Source organism: bacterium (genome assembly GCA_012517375.1).
Classification (GTDB): Bacteria; Hydrothermota; Tepidihabitantia; order B3-TA06; family B3-TA06; genus JAAYVC01.
Genome location: JAAYVC010000095.1, coordinates 16,281 through 34,689, shown reverse-complemented (window position 1 = coordinate 34,689; position 18,409 = coordinate 16,281). Strand labels below are relative to the sequence as shown.

The window sequence follows — 18,409 nt, the reverse complement described above, 5'->3', positions numbered from 1 at the left end:
CAAGTAAAAGAATGGGGCGATATAGGCGCCCGTTTTGGGATTGGAGTACCCGTATCTAACCGGTTGAATCTTGTGGATTTCAGTTTAGGTATTTCTCATTTTGGTATAGGAACATCTGTTGTTGAATCTTACGGATTTGTTGACGGAGGCCAATTCATTGGATCCCTTCTTCCTCTTCAGGTTACAATGAATATCTATCAGAAAATAGCTTTTTGGAAAGAAGAAGCTTTTTTTGACAGATTGCTTTATTTGAAAATAAGGGGTTCTCCCTGGGGGCAGAGATATAACGGTGTAAGTCCCTTGTCTTTCATTCTTTCTCCCGATTGGGAAGCAAAAGCACCCTATATTTCGATTGAAATTGCAGGCAGATGGTCTCCAATAAGAATGCTTGGAGTAGAAGCAACTATAGGGACTTTAATACCTAAAGATGCTGGATTAAGAGTTTATCTCAACATTTCCGGTTTCGTTGGCACGTCTGGTCCAGTTTCATCCGAAAAGGTTTTGCCTCGTCTTGAGATTTCGAGTGTTATTTTTGAAGACGCCTTGAACGGTAACGCCAATGGCATTCTTGATCCTGGCGAACAGGGGAGACTTCTATTTTTGGTTTCCAACAAAGGATTGCGTGATTCAGATTCGATATATCTCAATGTTGTAATGCGGGATACCGGTCTCGAGCAGTACTTATCTTTTGAGGAAATTACACTCCCTCCTCTTAAAGCCTCTGAAACCCTTGAGGCTTCAATAAGCGTGTTTGCAGCGGATAGGTTGCCTGCCCTTCCATTGAGAGCCCGTATCTGGGGAAAGGATGCTGCAGGAAATATTGTTTCGCCTGCATTTGTAGAGATACCCACGGCGGGTTCTTGAAAAATAATCTTATAATTAGAGTAGATGATCGCTTAATACACGGGCAGGTTGTTGTAGGGTGGGCTATACCTTTATGTATTGAAGAAATCATTCTTATATCCGACAGAATTGATGAAGATGCATGGTTAAAAAAAACTCTCTTAAGCGCCGCTAGCGCGCTAGCGGATGATATTGACATTGAAATTCTTACGAAGAAGAATTTTATAAACGTGTTGAAGACAAAAAGCCCAGATAAAAAAATTATGGTTGTTATAGAATCAATTGAAGACGCCGTATATCTTGTAAAGTCAGGCTTCAGCATCTCTATGCTTGTACTTGGCGGTATCCATGCCAAGAGTGGCAGAGAAATGTTTCTTCCCTATTTATATCTTGACTCTACCGAGATGAGAGCTATACTTGATTTGGCAAAAGAAGGAATCAAGATTGTTGCAAAGGATTTACCTGGTTCTAAAGAAGTTGATGTAATTAGTATGATAATGCAAAAAAGGGTAACATGACGCCGCAATTATTATTGATTATCATGTGTTTGATTTCAGGAATCATATTACTTGATAAGTATTCGGTTGGAGAGTTCGGGATTTCCCAGCCCCTTCTATCTGCTTCAATACTGGGTTTTGCAGCCGGTGATTTTTCCAAAGGGGTTTTGTTAGGTTTGCTTCTGCAGCCTTTATGGATTGTTGAGCTTCCTATAGGCAGAAAAGTCCCGCTGGACGGTCAGGCTTCAGGAATCGCAGGAGCGGTTGTTTTTTTTACTTTAATATTGATCGGCAAGGTTCCTTTTGAAAAAGCCGCATTTGCGGCAATTGTTTTAGCCTCAATAATGAGCATACTGGGCGGATGGTTAGACTTGGTACAACGAAAGATAAACGGTTATATATCCTTGAGAATTGAACGCGCAACAAGTCTTTGGGAAGTTGCTTTTGTTCATGCTGCGGCATTGGATGTTGCATTTTTAAGGGGCGTTATTATTGCAGTCGCATCATTTGTTGTAAGTTTGCTGTCAGTACCTTTGATTGCTTATATACCTTTTATTCCGTTTGAAAGATTGTTAGTTTCCACTTTTAGCATAGGACTTGCAGGAGCATTAACCCTGATTGGTCTTAAGAAGGCAGCTATTCCCGCCCTTGCGGGTTTTGCATCATGGGCAGTAGTATGGTTTTGTATAAAATTCTTGTGAACTATATGTTTCAGCTGTTTATTCAGAATGGGTGGAATTTCCATAATGAACAACGTATTGGAATGACGCTCGCATTATCAATTAGGAATAAAGGTAGGATAGTGTCAATTCCCAGGAATACTTTGAATACCCATCCATATCTGGCCTCTTTTCTTGCCGGGGTTTTGCTAAAAGAAAACTCGGGGGAAAAGATGGAAGAGATATCATCTCTCCTAGAAACAAGCCTTGCTGCACAAGGAGATGATTTGTATTGGAGACTTTTAAGGCCTGCTGCTTTGTTAATCTCGATGGGATTTGTACTTTTCGGACAACCTCTCATAGGTATGTTAGTATTCTTCCTGGGTTTCAATGCATTCGCTCAGGGAGAAAGACTGGTTGGATTTAAAAGGGGATTGGAGAAAGGCAAAGAAGCGTTGGTTCCTTTGTTGACCTCGCTGTCAAAGATAAAGAAAATTGTTTTGATTGTTGCAGGAGTCATTCTAGGCTTTCTAGTTTCCTTAATGCTTTTTATACTTAACAATGAACATTTCTTGTTCGCTCGAGTTGAATGGTTTATTTTCCTTCCTCTTTTTGCTGTATCCCTATTTTTTTCAATTCTAAAGATTCCATTCATCCTTGGTTTATTCTTCAATCTCGCTGCAGTCATAGTTGTAGGTTTCATGATATGATAAAAAAGGAAGTTATTATCAGAAACAAAATAGGGCTTCATGCGCGTCCAGCGGCTCAATTCGTGAAGGCTGCAGAAACCTTTGATAGCGAAATCTGGGTTTCTAAAAATGGCATTAGAGTAAATGGTAAAAGTATACTTTCTCTTTTAACCCTTGCCGCAGAAGAAGGAAGCACTATTATCCTTGAAATAGATGGACCTGATGAAGAAAAAGCATTTCAGGCTTTGAGCACTATTTTTGCAGAGGAGGAGGCTTGATAATCCTTCGCGGCATAGCTGTATCGGGAGGGATAGGAATTGGAAAACCGTTTATCTTTACTTCTCTTCCTCCCGAATTAAGAAGAATACGTATTCCTGAAAAAAAAGTACAAGAGGAGAAAGAACGTCTTGAGAAAACCTTATTATCAACAACTAAGGAACTAGGCGATCTTCAGATCAGAATACGCAATTCCCTTGGACCCGAGTTCGCTAATTTCCTTGAAGTGCAAATTCAAATATTATCCGATCCTGCTATCTTTGAAAAAAGTCTAACTTATATAGATCAAGCCTACAGTTCCGAATATGCTTTCAATAAGGCTGTTGAAGACATTGCAAAACCGCTCATATCCTCAAAAGCCGGGCTATTCAAAGAAAGAATGGCTGATATCGAGGATGTAACAAACAGAGTCTTAAGGAATCTTCTTTCTCTTCCATCGTTATCGATTATTGACGTTCCAGAAGGTGCGGTTGTTCTTGCGCATAGTATTCCGCCTTCGGAGGTAGTTCTCCTCGATCCTAAACTAGTTCGGGGCTTGGCGACCGAGATAGGCGGCAGAACCTCTCACATAGCAATAATAACCAAAGCTCTTGAGATTCCTTCTCTCTTAGGCGTGGAACGATTAATAGACAATGCAGGAAACGGCGACGGTTTGGTTGTAATCGACGGCCAAAGAGGACAAGTGGTTTTCTGGCCCACCGACCATAAACTTTCGAGTTACAGGAATGAATTAAAGGATTATGAAAAAGAGAAGGATCTATTTGTTAGTTCCTCAACTCAAGCTACTCTTAGCCGTGATGAAAGGAAGATTGATGTTTCAGCTAATATTGAATTCACAAGCGAGATATATTCGTTAAAACGATACGGAGCAGAGGGTGTCGGGCTGTTCAGAACGGAGTATATTTTTCTTACAAAAAGAAGAATTCCCACCGAGGATGAGCAGTATCAAATTTATAGAGAAGCCGCAACGCAATTGAAGCCGCAACCTCTTATTATTCGTACTCTTGATATCGGTGGGGACAAGATTTTTCAATCATACAGCGAAGCCAATCCATTTCTAGGCTGGCGGGCCATACGATTCTGCTTTGACAATGAGGATATTTTTCTGGACCAGATAAGAGCAATTTTGCGGGCTTCTGCGCATGGAAATATAAAGATTATGTTTCCGATGGTTTCTGATATTTCCGAAATAAAACGGGCAAAATTACTCATAAAAAGAGCCCAGAATGAATTAGCATCCAAGAAGGAGTCATTTAATTCTGAAATAGAAGTCGGTATAATGATCGAAATACCATCTGCTGCTCTGATGGCCGATAAATTTGCTGAGTATGTCGATTTCTTTAGTATAGGAACCAATGACCTTACTCAGTATACTTTAGCTGTAGACCGGGGTAATGAAAAAATATCCAGGCTTTTTTCTCATTATCATCCTGCAATACTTCAGCTAATCAGACGGGTAATAGGGGCTGCCCACAAAGCACATATCTGGGTAGGTGTTTGCGGAGAAATGGCCGCCGAACCTTTGGGTGTCGGATTACTTCTAGGTCTGGGTGTCGATGAATTGTCGATGACTCCTTGTGCAGTGCCTGTTGTCCGCAATATAATACGCAACGTGAGCATTGAGGATTTGAGAAAGATTTCTTCTAAAGCTTTGGAATACTCTACTCCTATTGAAGTTATTCGCTACCTTAGAAGGGAACTAAGTCGTAAATTTCCGGAACTCTCGGCATTATTCCTTGAAAGGAAGAACTATTGCTCAACTTGATTCGTTCAATACCATCTCAGCTAAATTACGGGTGGTTATCTTCAAAAGACACGATAGAAAGAATTGATAAAAAAAATCTTACTAGGATTGTAATATGCGGTGTGGGCGGCTCCGGGATTGCAGGGGATTTGCTTCGCGGTCTCCTTTATTACGATTCAAGTGTTTCGATAGAAGTTCTGAAAGACTATACCTTGCCTTTATGGATTAAAGAAGATCACTTCGGGATTGCAATCAGTTATTCAGGCAACACAGAAGAAACATTATCTGCATGGGATTCAATGCGCAGGAGAGGATTAGATATTTTAGCAATAACCTCAGGCGGAACACTTGAAGATAATGCAATAAAACAAGAACATCCTATAGTAAGAGTACCTCCAGGAAATCCTCCAAGAGCCTCTATTGGATACCTTTTCGCTCCTCTTCTCAGATTAAGTTATCATTGGAATCTTTATGATGCTGCACAATCGGAATTAGAAGCTTCAATAGACCTGATTAATTCGCGGACTGAACACTGGGAAGCAGAAATGAGGTCGTTTGCGGAAGGCCTCAAAAACACTTTACCTATAATTCACACGCTTGATGCAAGCTTTTCGGCGATAGGATATAGACTATCATGTCAGCTAAACGAAAATGCAAAGATGATAGCTCATTCGAGCGTTTATCCGGAGATGAATCATAATGAAATAGTTGGGTATGAAGGAGATATCAGAAATCTTGCTATAGTTGTTATTAACCCCGGTGTAGGTTTTGCCAATCACAGGAATATAGTTCGCAGGGAGATTGTCTTAAGAAGAATAATTCCGGAATCACTGCCTGTATTTAGCATTGATGCAGAAGGTGGAACCAGACTGGAACGCTTTATTTCGCTACTAGTTAAAGTCGACTTGCTGAGCTTTTTTCTGGCCTCAGTCCGTGGTGTTGATCCATTTCGAATTAATTCAATTGAAAGACTCAAGAAGGAGCTTTCTTGAAGGTTGTTATCCCCGCAGGTGGTTTGGGTACGCGTCTAAGACCTCATACCCTTTACACGCCCAAACCTCTTCTTTTTGTGGCGGGTGACACTATCCTTGGTTACATATTTTCATATCTCGACAAGCTCGAGATCTCAGAGTATAGAATCGTATGTGCACCCGAAACTTTATTGCCCAAAAAAATGCGTGAGATGTATCCGGAAAGACATTGTTCTTTCTGGGAACAAGCAGAACCTCTTGGGTTAGGCCACGCTGTTTTACAGGCATTAAAGGATTTGCAGGACGAACCAGTATTGATAATACTTTCAGATACGATAATTCCATTCGATTACCGAAAGGCTATTCTTGATACCGAAGTTGGGACCGGGTTTCTTTTGGCAAAAAAAGTTGATGAACCAAGGCGTTTTGGAGTCATAGAGACAAATGAAAAAAATTGGATAACAGGGCTTGTCGAGAAGCCGGAAAAACCATTGGGTAATTTGGCTATCGCCGGGGTTTACTATTTGCCGTCCGCTAAAAGGCTGAATAGTGCATTGGAAGATATTATCAAGAGGGATCATAAGACAAGAGGCGAATTCCAGTTAACGGATGCATTGACATTGCTTATAGAGAACGGGGAGAGGCTTAGGTCTGTTATAGTTGATGAATGGTTCGATTGTGGAACATCAAGTTCATTGCTGGAAGCGAATAGAGAATTATTAAAACTGAATTCCAGAGCGATTCCTTCTAAGGGGTCAACAATTAAACCACCTTGTTGGATCTCATCCAGCGTCATCATAGAGAACTCTATCATAGGACCCTATGTTTCAATTGGTGATACTGTTGAAATTCAAAACAGCATTATTTCTGATTCCATTGTTAATTCCGGGGCTAAAATACATAATATGATTATGAAAGGATCTATTGTCGGAATTAATGCTTTTCTTGAAGGAAAGGTGTCTGCTTTAGATGTTGGACCTTTCTCTCGTCTGTAGAGCCTTAACTGCCTCTCCGGCTACGTAAACTGAACCGGTAATTACCAATAAGTCATGGGTATTCATTATATTAACAATGTGATTTACTCCACTTTCAACTGATTGTGTCATAAAACATTTGTTGTGGAATTTGCAGCAGATTCGGTATAGAATCTCTCTGGATTCGGCTCTTGGCAAATCCGCCTGAGTGACGTATATCTCAGAAAAGAAAGAAGAAAGAGCCTTAAGGATAGAATTCTTCGCTTTCTCCTTTGTGATACCTATTAATAATATCTTCCTTTTTTTATTCGAGAAATGCTTATCAAGTACATCCCGCAAACATTCGGCGGATTCGGCATTATGAGACATATCGAGGATTATGATGGGGTTGTTTTGTATTATTTGGATTCGTGCAGGCATTACCATTTTTTCGAGAGATTTTTGCGTTTTATTAATGTTTAGATTGGGCTTAAGCAATTCAACGGCTGCAAGAGCCGTCGAGATATTATAGATTTGATGGATTCCGAGCATAGGAACGCTAATATCTAAATCATTATTAATGCCGTTGTAGTGAATCTTTAATCCCGTGATAGTTTCTTCAAGTAGGGTTGCGTCATAATCCTTACCGTAATAAACACCTATCGCACCTGTTTCTTTAATTTTTTTTTCAATTGCTTTTAGTGCTGCGTTACGCTGATAAGAAATAACGACTTGCTTGTTTCTTCTTAGAACCCCGCATTTTTCCCCGGCAATTTTACCGAGGGTTTTACCGAGCAAATGTGTGTGATCGTAACCTATTCGTGTAATAATTGATAACTCTGGTTCCGTGACATTGGTCGCATCCAGTCTCCCGCCTAATCCTATCTCAAATACATTTACTGTCGTTTTTTGCATTTGAAAAAAAAGAAATGCAATGGTGGTTAACGTCTCAAAAAAAGTAATTCTTTGCTTTTCTTTTATTATAAATGGTTGAAGAAAATCCATGATAGAAGCAAAATCATTTTGTTTAATTGGTGAGCCATTTATTCGTATTCTTTCCCTGTAATCGCAGAGATGGGGAGAGGTATATAATCCTACCGTTTCTCCTTGAGATTGAAGAAGCTTGGCAAGCATTGTTGCAGTGGATCCCTTTCCTTTCGTACCGGCTATAAGTACGGTTTTTTTGACTTTCAACTGAGGGTTGTCAATTTTATTAAGAAAGTATCGGTAGTTTTCCAGTTTGAATTCGTAATTGTGATGGTGCCATCTTTCATAATCAATAAGAGATGACAGAAATTCCAGGCTTTTTTTATATGTCAATTTGTTCAAAGATCTTATGATGACGTTATAGAAATTCCTTCGACAGTGATGTAGGGAAGTATATTCGAGAATACCTTTTGAGTTTCCTTTGAAACGGATGTAATATTCAAAATAGCCTCGAAAACATTGCCAGCAATCATGGTGTTAGTGATTGGGTGATCGAGTTTTCCGTTTTTAATATAAAACCCTCCCTTCACTGTTCCAGAAAAATCACCGTTGATTGGATTTGAATTTCCGGAAAACCGAGTCACAAGGATTCCTTCTTTAATTTCCTTTATAAGATCTTTTTTTGTACCGCTACCTTCTCGTATTACAAGATTGGTTGTGCCAATCCCGGGTAAGGACCTGTAACTGCCGCTTGCGTGACCTGTTGATCTTTTGTTGTCCTTTTTGGCTGTATAGCTGTTGTAAAGGTATGTCTGCAGGATTCCATCTTCAGCAATAACGGTTTTCTGATGCGGTTGACCTTCTCTGTCAAAAGTTGATGAAGAGAGTCCTCCTTCAAGTATGCCGTTATCTTCAATGCTAAGGATTTTGGAGGCTATCTGACTTCCAAGTTTTCCAGATAGGCGACTCATCCCTTTTTGCACATTCTGGGAGTTTATTCCGAATATGACAGGGAAGAGCAAGGTTTCTGCAACGGCATTCGGTGAAAACAACACCGTTCCTTTAAAGGATTTTACGGGCCTTGCGCCAAGTGATCGAATTACATTTTCAGCAAATTTCTTGGCAGTTTGTTCGATTTTTATTTTTGATAAGTCTAGTGCTCCGTCAAATTCCATGCTGAAGGAGGAAACCTCATCCTTGTCTCTAGCCATACCCATGATCAATGTGCTGATGCTGGTTTCTGCTTCATATGCTTTTAGTCCATTCGAATTTGAGACAGCCTTTTCGCCCACATTAACGAATACTCCTCCTGAATCAACCGTAACTCGCTTATCGTATCCGCGAGCGGTTTCAAGCAGCAATTTAGCCTTGCTTATCACTTCCTTAAGCTGAAGAGCCGCAAGTTTAGGATCATAAAGATCTTTGAGATACGATAAAACTGAAGCCTCAGGGATGATCAAATGTTTGTCATTAAGATTAGCTTTAGCTATAGCAAGGGCTTCTTCGCAGAGTTCATCGAAGAACCTATCCTCGAGACTGCTAATGGAGGCAAATCCGAGTGCATTTTTTCTGATTATCCTCAGGCCGATTCCTTGGGATGGCGCCGATTTTACTGTTTTGAACTTATTGCTCTCAATCCAGACCTCTCGGGATTCAACGCGCTGGGCGAATGCTTCTGCCTGATCTGCACCTTTTTTTATGGCACATTTTGTTAGATTCTCTACAATACCCTGTAAATTATCCATGACGGCCTCCAATTATTGCTTCGCAGCGGACATATGCTCCTCCGGCGTCGACTTTAGCCGACTGGAACTTTCCGCAATAGCCTGAGCCGAGCGCCCAACGAAATTCCTTAGATATCGCATCAACGGATTGGAGAACTTCAAAAGCATTTCCTGATACCGTAACCCCTCTGAATGTTTTGGTCTTCTTGCCCTTTTCAATGAGCGTCGCTTCCTGAACTCCAAACATAAACTCTGCATTTGCATCCGCTTGCCCACTGCCAGCTCCTTCGAGCAGAAGCACTTTTTCGGAAGAATCCAAGAGTTCTTCCAAACTTATTTTTCCAGGTTCAATGTAAGTGTTTCTCATCCTGATGATAGGTTCATCGGAGTATTCAAAAGCTCTTGCGTTGCCTGTAGGATTGACGCCGAAACTTGCAGCGCTTTCGCGATTATGAAGAAAAGATTTAAGTATACCATTCTCGATAATGACCGTATTTTCGGTAATGACTCCTTCATCGTCGACAATTAGAGTGCCTGCTGCTCCTGGCTCGTATCGAGATGGACCCGTGTCTGCCAGCGTTACCAATTCGCTTGCAACCTTTTTCCCAATTTTCCCTTTTGTAACCGCACCTGAAAGAACAAAATCAGCTTCAACTGTATGTCCTATTGCTTCATGGGCTATTAACCCTACAAGCTCTGGATTCAATATTACCTTTGTTTTTTCACCTTTAGGGAAATCAGCCTTTAATAGCCTTTGAGCTCTTGTAACCGCTTTCTCTACAACCTCTTGCCAGTTGTGAAATCTCCACAATTCCTTCCATCCTCCAGTAACTCCGATTGATTCTGAAGCCGTGACCATATTAGCGCCTTCGCCTGCAACAACGGTTAAGCGGAACTCAGGCTTGATATCCGTTATTAAGGCTTCTGCTCCGTCGGAAGTAACAATAACCTTCTTATCTATAAATTCAACGTACCCGCTAGAAGCCGAAATTATGCTTTTTGAACGTCTTGAAAGAGCTTCTGCTTTTTTTACTATTTCGAGTTTCTCCTCAAGACTGTGGTTCTCCAAGGGGTCATTAATGACTGGCCTGAATTCACCTCTCGCTAGTTTGGCTGGAGCAAGGTCTTTTTTTGATTTATTCAACACCTTGGCAGCGGTGAAAGAATTTTCAACTGCCTTCAGTATATCAGTTCTTTCGCTGCCTGCACAAGAAGAAAAACCCCATCTGCCGCTGTCAAGGACACGAACACCAACGCCTGTAAGATGATTAGATTGAGCAATTTCAGGCTCACCTTTTCTTACGGATAATGACTTAAAGCGGCGGTCATGGTATCTCAACTCGGCATAATCTGAAGGAACGTGGGCTAAGATTTCTTTTAAAAAAGTTATCATTTTATTCCTCCTAAATAAGGCGAGGTGTTAAGCGAAATTTTCCCCAAGAATAGTAATATTTTAAGTTTTCAAGAGACATTGTCAATTCTACAGATTCCCGAATCCCTTAAGGATTTTCTCAAGTTCCGATTCATCCTGAACCAGAACCTTTCTGGATTTGCTGCCTTCATAAGGACCGACAATGGTCGCTTGCTCAAGCTGATCGATTATTCTTCCAGCTCTTGCCCATCCCACATTCAAACGTCTTTGCAGCATCGAAACCGAGGCTTCTTTATTCCTGATCACGAGTCTTGCCGCTTCCGCAAAGAATTCATCTACTTCATCTATAGAACCAGTGTGCTGCATCTGCTCTCTTATTGGAGCAAGTTCTTCCATTGGAGGATAATAATGACCCTCAACGGCTGCGAGTATCTCAGGAGAGATGATTTCTGCGAGGCGCTGCCGTTTGGTTTGGAAAAGAGGTTCGTAAGGATCGAGCAGGGGATCAAGGAGATCCGCGGAAAGGATGGCCTCGGCTAATTCTGAAGCCCTTTCTTCGTCCAATTGTGTCGAAAGCAGGGATTTCAATCTCGATTCAGCGAGCTTATCAACAATTCTTTCAGCTTCACCTGTTGAAACGAACGACCCATGGAGTCTTACAGGTTCGCCTTTACCCGGGGGCAGAAAGAGCATGTCTCCGCGGCCAAGAAGAGCTTCAGCTCCGTTCATATCAAGAATCGTTCTTGAGTCTGTTTTTGAGGCAACCTGGAATGCAATTCGGCCAGGGAAGTTTGCCTTTATCAGTCCTGTTATTACATCTACAGATGGTCTTTGCGTGGCTAAGACCAGGTGAATTCCGACCGCTCTTGCCATTTGTGCAAGTCTAATAATACGTTGCTCTATTTCAGCAGGGGCAGTAAGCATTAAATCGGCCAGTTCGTCCACGACGACTACTATATAAGGCCGTTTGTTCTTAGTTTGAGCATTATAGCCTGCAATATCCCTGACGCCTACTCGAGAAAACTCCTTGTATCTTTCCTCCATGATCTTTACTACGAACTCCAGACTATTAGCTGCCTGTCTGGGGTCGACAATAGCGGGCTGAATGAAGTGAGGAATTGGATTATAGGCAGGCAGTTCAAGCCTTTTTGGGTCTATAGCCATGAAACGTACATCTGCTGGACTTGATTTTATTAACATGCTTGTAAGCAGGCTGTGAATACAAACTGATTTACCCGAACCTGTAGTGCCAGCAATTAATAGATGAGGGATATCGGCAAGGTCGGCAACTTCCGGTACGCCGGTTATTGTTGTTCCTAACGCTATCGTTAAAGGGCTCTGCGAATCAAGAAAATCCTTTGAGCCGACAACGAGGCGAAGCCCGACTTTTTTTCGATTCCTGTTGGGAATTTCTATCCCGACGGCAGATTTCCCTGGAATCGGCAATATCCTTATTCTTTCTGCCTTCAAGGATAGAGAAAGATCGTCTGCGAGTCCCATTATTTTAGATATCTTGATTCCCGGGGCAGGGTGAAACTCATATCGAGTAATTACAGGTCCAGGTATGATATCTCCTACCGAGCCTGTAACCCCGAATTCCTCCAGTCTTTTGACAAGAAGTTTTGCCCCTTCTTTAGCCTCATGATCCGGAAGGGTATCCCAGTCTTCGTTTACAGGGTCCAGGAGTTCTGCAAGATGAAGTTCTTCTACAGGTATTTCCGCAGGAATCTGCCTCACAATCCTCTCTGTAGGGATTATTATCTTGTTTTCATCATTCTTTTCGGTAGTTTCTTTTTCTCCGTTTTCACCTTTCTGTTGCGTTAATTCCGCTTCTTCTTCGAATTCGGATTTCGTCCGCGTAGCTTCCATGATAGCTCTTTTCTGACGATTTTCTTCAGAAATGCGCTTAGCCTTTTCAATTGCATTAACAATGAGTTTGTGAAGATTGATGTCAAATATCAGAACAACTGAAATAAGCAGCAGAAATCCCAGAATGAAGCCAAGACCCAGTCTTCCTACAAGGTTTGCCAAGTAATCAAATACTGCAGAACCTAGTTTACCGGCAAGCGTCATAGATTCTAGTATTTTGCCCGAGGGCGTCCTTACCGGAAAAAACGGTATGTTATGAAAATAACCCAGTGTTGTTTCAACAAAAAAAGAAAAACCCAGAAGCACTAACGATGACAGTAAAAGTTTTTTTGCAGGTCTGCGCAGCAATCGATTTATTCCCCATAATAAAATCAGCAAGGGAATAACAAAGGAAACGACTCCTATCCCTGAGTAAAGAGCTTTTGCGAGAAGGAAGCCAAGAACGCCACCCCAGTTTAATGGATTATCAACGGTTCCTTTCGGAACAAAGCTGATAAGGCTTATTGTTACAAAGCCGGCAATAAGAATCAAAAGGAGACCTATGATAGGATCAGTATTATCTCTCTTGTTTTTTTGATTTTTTGTTTTTTCGCCATTTGTCTTTGATGGATTTGGAGATTTCTTTTCTGTTTTTACTCGTGCCATCAGATTCCCCCTAATAATGCTTCAGGACCAGCAATAAGGGTAGTGAATAACACGCTGGGGAATCCTATTACCGGCCATAGCACGCCGAATGCAAGGAGGAGTAAGAGGATTATAAAGCCGTAGCGCTGCAGCCACGGAAGGGCATTAGATAATCTCGACGGCAGTAAACTGAAAAGAATCTGGGAACCGTCTAATGGTGGTATTGGGATGATATTAAAGAAAGCCAAAAGAAAATTGTAAAGTACAGTCATTCCCACAATGCCTTTGAATAAGGCTACTAAAGGCGTGTCTATCGGTATCAGGTAACTAAGCAAGCGAAATAGCAGAGCAAAGAAGACAGCAAGTATCAAATTTGAACCTGGTCCTGCAAGCGAGACAAGTATTATATCTCTACGGGGATTTCTAAAATTATTCGGATTTATTGGCACCGGCTTTGCCCAACCGAAACGCAGGAAAACGAGGGCGAGGGTTCCAATAATATCTAAATGGCGGAGCGGGTTAAGGGTTAATCTGCCGAATTCTCTTGGTGTGGGGTCCCCCATTTTGTTAGCCATCCATGCATGGGAAAATTCATGAAAAACCAGTCCGATAAGCATTCCAGGTAGGGCCAGCAATATAGCTTTCCAGTATGAAGGATCAACGAATCTTGAGAACATCAGCATCCTTCGAGAAATTTCTTTGCATATCTTATTTCTTCTTTTTTCCCTTCTATTAAACCGTCAAGTCTTGCTTTGAGAATTAAATCGAGTATTTCACCATATTTTGGCCCAGGTTTAATCCCAAGACGTTTGAGATCTTCTCCTGTAGTCTTTATTTTGATTTTGCTGTAATTCTCAAGATAGCTTATTATTTTCTGGAAAACTTTGAATTTGCTCGTTACGGTAATTATCTCTAATCCTCTTTCATCATATTTCTTAAGGACGGAAGTAATCTGAGAAGGTTTGCGAGGTTTTTTTAGTTCTGTTTGCAATATATATATCTTGGATATGGTTTCAATTGTATTCAGGCATCTTTTGCTCAAGGGCAGTTTTGACAGAGAAGCATTTTCGAAATGTGAAAGCAAAAAACATAAAAAAGCGCATGAATCATCAGAAGAAATCCGGTTCAACTCAGTAGGGGAGAGAGGCCTGAGAGGCTTGCCAAGAAAATTCAATGCGCCTAGCGCTTCTAATCGTTTGATAGTATTTACGCGTACCTTGCTATCCTCTCTTGCAATACATTTGAGCTCATAAAGAATCCGTTCTCCAGAAAGCTTAATCAGTCTTGGTACCGACCGTTTTAACAAATTAAAAGTTTCGGGTTCAATACGGAATCTTAGTCTTGCCGAATAACGCACGGCTCTGAAGATGCGGGTCGGGTCATCCTCAAAGCTTTCGTCGTGTAACACTCGGATTAATCTTTTTTTGATGTCTGAAATTCCATTTAGGGGATCAAGAATCTTACCGTATTCACCAGGGTTTAGGGATTCGGCGATTGCGTTTATTGTGAAATCTCTACGATAAATATCCTCATGTATCGATGCATGTTCGACTTTAGGTAGTTCGCCTTTTCGGGGATAAGTTTCCTTCCTTGTTGCAGCTAAGTCTATTCTAGCGCCTTGTAGGGATTCAATCGTTCCCGTCTGAAATGATGGGTAGTATATGAATTTTGCATCAAGTTCTTTGGCAAGACGTTTCCCAAAATGCTTTACACTGCCTTCACACGCAAGATCTATGTCTAAGGTATTATCCTTATTCAATCTATCCCTGATTGCACCGCCGACCAGGTATAACTTTACATTTTCTTGTTCGGCCAGCTTTCCCAACCAGCGCATTGAGTTACTTCTGTTGCGGTGCAGTGAAGCCCATTTCTTTAGAGCTTCCGGGTTGATCCTTGACTTCAATCTTACCGTATCTTGCCTCGTATTTTTTTATGTTTTCCTCTAAAGTCCGGCGGAGGAGTTCTACATGTTGTGGAGACATCACAATTCTTGAAAATACCCTTGCTTTAGGCAATCCAGGAAGCATACGGGCGAAATCCAAGATAAACTCCGAAGAGGAGTGGGCTACAAGCACGAGGTTCGAATAGACACCTTCAGCTTGCTCAGGTTTGATTTCCACATCTAAACGAATTTGAGATTCCTGATTATTCATTTATTGCCTCCGGTAAATTATATTCTATTCGTATAATGTTAAGAGTCAAGTGTTTACAGCTCATTCTTGTTTCTCAGTCGCTCGTAAAACAACTATTTGGTGAACTGCGTAGAAGCATAAATTTTGCATGTTAAAAGAAAGAGTCCCTTAAGGGACTCTTTGTGGTACGACTTTAATGGTTATTTGTATTTATAGAGAGATGTGATATCTACTGTGTCGTGCCTTTCAACACTTCCCGACTTGTATCTGACGATATAGCGGTCGCCCATGACTTTCTCAATAATCCCTTTATACGGATATAGAAATACTGGCGGGTGGATTATAATAGCCATGTTCTCTTTAACCTTCTTAGGATCGGCCTGTTGGCGTTTTACTACCTCACTTATGCTTTTCTGAGCTTCAGGACCGTCTTTCATAAAGGTATCATCCCAGGCTATTGTCACCGTTTCATTTTCTACCTTTACCACTTTCGCAGGTTCCCAGAAATTACCTTCGCCAGGATCATCCTGGCAGAAGACTAAGTCTCCTTCCTTAAGGGGGTCTTCTTTTTTGCAGCTTATGAATGCAAAAAAGAGAACGGTAGCAAGCAATAGAACTATGCGGCTTGTTTTAGAATGAATCATGCATTCCTCCTGGTTGGATTTTTCTCAAAGTGAAATATAAGAAATAACTATTAGTTGTCAATACCTTATCTTCAGGTTTGTAGAGATTATTAATGATCGAATGCTGAACTATTCTTCAATCTTCAGAGCCAGCAGAAAATCTTCGATTGAGACTCCGGGGACCTGTAATTCTTCATCAGAGATTACGCGTTCTATCCTGTTTGCGACTTCACCTTTAGTGCGTTCGACGCCTGAAAGGCTGTTCTCAATTTTAGGCAGGCCTTGAATGGGTAGAAGCGTGAAATCTCCGGATATGGACACATCAACAAGTCTGCTGTTTTTGATTTCAGATGCCGTTCTTATTAGTCCGCCAGGGGCCTTGTGGATTCCCAAGATGTACTCGACGCCCGAGCGAATTCGAAGTTCTCCAGGTTTCTTCATTGTGCGTTTGAAAACGAATTGCGGATCCATCATCTTCGAAGTTATATCTTTGCGTTGTTCAATCAACTCGTTGGTTAACTCAGCTTCTTCGAATTTTCCAAGAATTGCTGAGAATTTTCTCTTGAGGATTTCGCGGATTTCTTGTCTCGAAGGTCGCTTGCCTGTCTCTTTAAAAACGGTGGTTACATTATCCTTGATGGATTTGTGAATTTTGTCGCGGAATTTTTCATCAGGAACTCTGATTACTCGGGCCATTGTATCATAATCAAAATCTAACATTATAGAACCGACGAAAACAACGCAAGGACCTATATCCCCTGCGCCTTCTCCCGATATCTTTCTCTCGCTGTCGGAAGTAACAATATCATTAACTGGCCGGAATTTTGTTTCTATTCCAAGTTCCCTGTAGGTTTCTATCGGTGGAATCGATAGCATCTCATATAGATCAGATATCCTTCGGGATGCCAACGGGTTGTCGCGGCGAAGAATGACGTGATAGAATATCTGATTGCGATCAAGGTATACGCCTCCCCCTCCAATTTCGCGCCTGAAAACAGGAAGATTTTTTTGCACGCAGTAGTCCAAATCAATCTCCAGGCTGGCGTCCTGGAAATAGCCGACGCTGATTATTGGTGTTTCAGGGGAAACTAAGCTGAAAGCTTCGATTCCCTCTCGTGCCAGGGTATGGAATGTAGTCATTGAATATACACCAGGTAGTGTGTCGAACTCGAACAATTTCATTTAATCATCTCCTTTCGTTCAAAGGCAATTATAATAAAAAGGAAGAAGCGGGCAACCGGCTTCTTCCTTTTAAGAAACACCTTAATAAGAGATTCAATTCATGATAACTAGTTTAACCCTGTTCCCAGGAGCATCGCTTAGTTGAGCGAAATAAACACCGCTTACCAACTTATTCGAAAAATCAACTGCTCCTTTCCCGGATATCTGGGTTACAAACAATAATCGACCGTTCGGAGCGTATATTCTCAAATCCGTCTTTTCAGCTACATCATAGATTAGTTTGTTCAAAGAACAGGAAATGCACGGCTGTTGCGCTTGTGTTTCCTTAACCGATACAGGTAGTTCTCCGTATTCGTATATTTGCAAACCCTTGCTTTGGCAAGTTACATAAGCGTAAGGATGAGAAGCATAGACATCAAGAGCGATATTGGGGGTCTCATAATAACCCACTTCTTGTGGAGTTGTAGGTGTCGATATGTCGATAACTCTTAATCCAGCAAAGTCATCCGCAACGTATGCATAAGAACCGGACACGTAAACGGCATTGGCGCTTCCAGGTGTGTCGTACGAACCGATAACAGCGGGGTTTGAGGGATCAGATACGTCCAGTATCTTAAGTCCTGAGATGTCTGCCGCAAGGCAGGCGTAGTTACCTGATACGAAAACGCCCCAAACGTAAGGTTCCACAGTGCAGGAGCCTGATTCGAAGGGCTTGTGTGGATCGGTTATATTGATTATCTTCAAGGTTTTTGTCCCGCCCACGTATGCATAATTACCTGAAACAAATACGCATTGAGGATGGGATAAGAGTGATATTTCGCAGTATCCAATCGAATCCGGTGTTGATGGAGAAGAGATATCATAAATACAAAGCCCCAGGCACTCAGGAACATAGGCGTACGAACCGGAAACATAAACGTCATGCGCCCTGAGTTCGGTTGGTGTATAACTGATTTCAAACGGACCGGATTCATTGGAGATATCTACGACAGCCATACCTGTACTGTCATTGTCAAAACCGTACGCAAGAAAGGCATTTGTTCCTGAAACGTGGATTCCGTTAGGATTGTAGAAGTCTGTTGTTTGATAATGGCTGACTTCAATGGGATTGGTTCTGTCGGATACATCAATGATTTTTAACGCCATATCAAAGCACGACAGATATGCATAATCCCCGGATATCGTTATGTATTTTGCAAGGGTAGAGGACTCGTAGCTTCCAATTGTCTTTACATTTAGCGAATCACCTGCAATCAACGCTGTTGATGCGTATAAAACCAGGACAAAAAGAAATGTTTTATTCAAAGACTCCTCCTTGACGAGT

At 41.5% G+C, this 18,409-nt stretch carries 18 protein-coding genes; 8 read left to right on the top strand and 10 right to left on the bottom strand.

Annotated features, from left to right (window positions below; all coding sequences use genetic code 11):
• Positions 1-72: 72 nt before the first annotated feature.
• The 8 genes from GX441_10005 to GX441_09970 are packed head-to-tail and all read left to right on the top strand — an operon-like array spanning position 73 to position 6,674.
• On the top strand, positions 73-864 hold the full coding sequence (locus GX441_10005; protein ID NLI98974.1) for a hypothetical protein: 792 nt from the start codon (positions 73-75) through the stop codon (positions 862-864).
• Positions 861-1,361, top strand: coding sequence for a PTS sugar transporter subunit IIB (locus GX441_10000; protein NLI98973.1), 501 nt, complete (start codon positions 861-863; stop codon positions 1,359-1,361). The genes GX441_10005 and GX441_10000 overlap by 4 nt, the downstream gene beginning before the upstream one ends.
• Entirely contained in the window at positions 1,358-2,041 is a 684-nt protein-coding gene (locus GX441_09995; protein ID NLI98972.1) for a hypothetical protein, read from the top strand. The genes GX441_10000 and GX441_09995 overlap by 4 nt, the downstream gene beginning before the upstream one ends.
• Positions 2,023-2,709 carry a PTS system mannose/fructose/sorbose family transporter subunit IID gene (locus GX441_09990; protein NLI98971.1) on the top strand — a complete coding sequence of 229 codons (687 nt, stop codon included), beginning with the start codon at positions 2,023-2,025 and terminating at the stop codon, positions 2,707-2,709. Before GX441_09995 ends, GX441_09990 begins: the two co-directional genes overlap by 19 nt.
• Positions 2,706-2,966, top strand: a complete 261-nt coding sequence (locus GX441_09985; protein NLI98970.1) for an HPr family phosphocarrier protein — start codon at positions 2,706-2,708, stop codon at positions 2,964-2,966. Before GX441_09990 ends, GX441_09985 begins: the two co-directional genes overlap by 4 nt.
• Positions 2,963-4,729: a phosphoenolpyruvate--protein phosphotransferase gene (gene ptsP / locus GX441_09980; protein ID NLI98969.1), complete on the top strand. Its 1,767-nt coding sequence runs from the start codon at positions 2,963-2,965 to the stop codon at positions 4,727-4,729. The genes GX441_09985 and ptsP overlap by 4 nt, the downstream gene beginning before the upstream one ends.
• On the top strand, positions 4,726-5,700 hold the full coding sequence (locus tag GX441_09975) for a bifunctional phosphoglucose/phosphomannose isomerase (GenBank protein ID NLI98968.1): 975 nt from the start codon (positions 4,726-4,728) through the stop codon (positions 5,698-5,700). Before ptsP ends, GX441_09975 begins: the two co-directional genes overlap by 4 nt.
• A complete protein-coding gene (locus GX441_09970) occupies positions 5,697-6,674 on the top strand; it encodes an NTP transferase domain-containing protein (GenBank protein ID NLI98967.1) in 978 nt (325 codons plus the stop codon). The genes GX441_09975 and GX441_09970 overlap by 4 nt, the downstream gene beginning before the upstream one ends.
• Here GX441_09970 and GX441_09965 read toward each other — a convergent pair.
• From GX441_09965 to GX441_09920, 10 genes are all read right to left on the bottom strand, one after another.
• Positions 6,645-7,961 (bottom strand): hypothetical protein, encoded by a 1,317-nt coding sequence (locus tag GX441_09965; GenBank protein ID NLI98966.1) that lies wholly within the window; start codon positions 7,959-7,961, stop codon positions 6,645-6,647. The genes GX441_09970 and GX441_09965 overlap by 30 nt on opposite strands.
• A 5-nt stretch (positions 7,962-7,966) precedes the next feature.
• Entirely contained in the window at positions 7,967-9,304 is a 1,338-nt protein-coding gene (locus GX441_09960; GenBank protein NLI98965.1) for a TldD/PmbA family protein, read from the bottom strand.
• A complete protein-coding gene (locus GX441_09955; protein ID NLI98964.1) occupies positions 9,297-10,676 on the bottom strand; it encodes a TldD/PmbA family protein in 1,380 nt (459 codons plus the stop codon). The genes GX441_09960 and GX441_09955 overlap by 8 nt, the downstream gene beginning before the upstream one ends.
• Before the next feature lie 87 nt (positions 10,677-10,763).
• Positions 10,764-13,169, bottom strand: coding sequence for a DNA translocase FtsK (locus tag GX441_09950; protein NLI98963.1), 2,406 nt, complete (start codon positions 13,167-13,169; stop codon positions 10,764-10,766).
• Positions 13,169-13,825 (bottom strand): site-2 protease family protein, encoded by a 657-nt coding sequence (locus GX441_09945; protein NLI98962.1) that lies wholly within the window; start codon positions 13,823-13,825, stop codon positions 13,169-13,171. The genes GX441_09950 and GX441_09945 overlap by 1 nt, the downstream gene beginning before the upstream one ends.
• Positions 13,825-14,973, bottom strand: coding sequence for a CCA tRNA nucleotidyltransferase (locus GX441_09940; protein ID NLI98961.1), 1,149 nt, complete (start codon positions 14,971-14,973; stop codon positions 13,825-13,827). The genes GX441_09945 and GX441_09940 overlap by 1 nt, the downstream gene beginning before the upstream one ends.
• A 13-nt stretch (positions 14,974-14,986) precedes the next feature.
• Positions 14,987-15,301 (bottom strand): DUF3467 domain-containing protein, encoded by a 315-nt coding sequence (locus tag GX441_09935; protein ID NLI98960.1) that lies wholly within the window; start codon positions 15,299-15,301, stop codon positions 14,987-14,989.
• 179 nt (positions 15,302-15,480) lie between these two features.
• Complete coding sequence (locus GX441_09930; protein NLI98959.1) at positions 15,481-15,924, bottom strand: hypothetical protein; 444 nt, start codon at positions 15,922-15,924, stop codon at positions 15,481-15,483.
• 108 nt (positions 15,925-16,032) lie between these two features.
• Positions 16,033-17,085 carry a lipoate--protein ligase family protein gene (locus GX441_09925; GenBank protein NLI98958.1) on the bottom strand — a complete coding sequence of 351 codons (1,053 nt, stop codon included), beginning with the start codon at positions 17,083-17,085 and terminating at the stop codon, positions 16,033-16,035.
• Positions 17,086-17,178: 93 nt separating this feature from the next.
• A complete protein-coding gene (locus tag GX441_09920) occupies positions 17,179-18,390 on the bottom strand; it encodes a hypothetical protein (GenBank protein NLI98957.1) in 1,212 nt (403 codons plus the stop codon).
• Between the last annotated feature and the right edge of the window lie 19 nt (positions 18,391-18,409).

What these genes read in the sequence shown, in the direction of transcription:
- GX441_09945 (NLI98962.1), bottom strand. Translation starts at nt 13,825, where the DNA reads ATGTTCTCAAGATTCGTTGATCCTTCATACTGGAAAGCTATATTGCTG.
- GX441_09930 (NLI98959.1), bottom strand. Translation starts at nt 15,924, where the DNA reads ATGATTCATTCTAAAACAAGCCGCATAGTTCTATTGCTTGCTACCGTT.
- GX441_09985 (NLI98970.1), top strand. Translation starts at nt 2,706, where the DNA reads ATGATAAAAAAGGAAGTTATTATCAGAAACAAAATAGGGCTTCATGCG.
- GX441_09995 (NLI98972.1), top strand. Translation starts at nt 1,358, where the DNA reads ATGACGCCGCAATTATTATTGATTATCATGTGTTTGATTTCAGGAATC.
- GX441_09950 (NLI98963.1), bottom strand. Translation starts at nt 13,169, where the DNA reads ATGGCACGAGTAAAAACAGAAAAGAAATCTCCAAATCCATCAAAGACA.
- GX441_09925 (NLI98958.1), bottom strand. Translation starts at nt 17,085, where the DNA reads ATGAAATTGTTCGAGTTCGACACACTACCTGGTGTATATTCAATGACT.
- GX441_09955 (NLI98964.1), bottom strand. Translation starts at nt 10,676, where the DNA reads ATGATAACTTTTTTAAAAGAAATCTTAGCCCACGTTCCTTCAGATTAT.
- GX441_09960 (NLI98965.1), bottom strand. Translation starts at nt 9,304, where the DNA reads ATGGATAATTTACAGGGTATTGTAGAGAATCTAACAAAATGTGCCATA.
- GX441_09935 (NLI98960.1), bottom strand. Translation starts at nt 15,301, where the DNA reads ATGAATAATCAGGAATCTCAAATTCGTTTAGATGTGGAAATCAAACCT.